Here is a 637-nt window from a genome sequence, read left to right as displayed (position 1 = left end):
GTAATTCTCTACTAATTCGGTTAGCCATCTCCTCAGATAACAGGCCTGTTGGGCTTCCTTCTACTGTGGCTTGATTTTTAACCGTAAATTTCTTACCCAAATCCTCAATGTTTCCAAGGGATTCTCTAACATACGGGTACCTTTTTGTCCCATCCGCTTTTTGGCCGTCAGCGAAAGGTCTCATAGCTGATTACGGCTATACGTTTAAGGACCTCAGAAGAGCGTACCTAATCGATACGAAAAACATAGATGATCTCCTGGCTCTTGAAAATACTAATCCGTTCAGATCCTGAACAAGATGCTTAAGCTGGCTAGGTGTCACCTCGTTATCGGCGAAGAAGCGAATATCGTCTAGTGCTACATGGCCTCTTATTAATTCTACTACAGATTGCTAGAATAAAGATAGACGTTATGATGATAGTAGATACCTTTCTCCGCTCAGCTACATATTTACTTGTGATAAAAAAACAGATCAACAAAATGAAGATAAAACCTGTGATGATGGCTTGCATAATGGTTTAACTTTACTTTATTCTACAATGATCATTTCGCCATCATTCTCAATTTATTAATGCGCAAATCTTTAAAAATAGAAAACGCCTTAAGATTTGTGTTCATCCTAAGGCGTAGTTCGTAT

At 38.6% G+C, this 637-nt stretch carries 1 protein-coding gene; it reads right to left on the bottom strand.

Annotated elements, in window-relative coordinates; translation table 11 throughout:
* Positions 1 to 184, bottom strand: a 184-nt coding sequence (locus JKM87_RS17595; protein WP_202081767.1) for a hypothetical protein, incomplete at its 3' end; no start/stop codon positions are given.
* Positions 185 to 637: the final 453 nt, after the last annotated feature.

It is taken from the genome of Caldalkalibacillus salinus, from assembly GCF_016745835.1.
GTDB lineage: Bacteria > Bacillota > Bacilli > Caldalkalibacillales > JCM-10596 > Caldalkalibacillus_A > Caldalkalibacillus_A salinus.
This window is presented reverse-complemented; position numbering and strand designations above follow the sequence as displayed.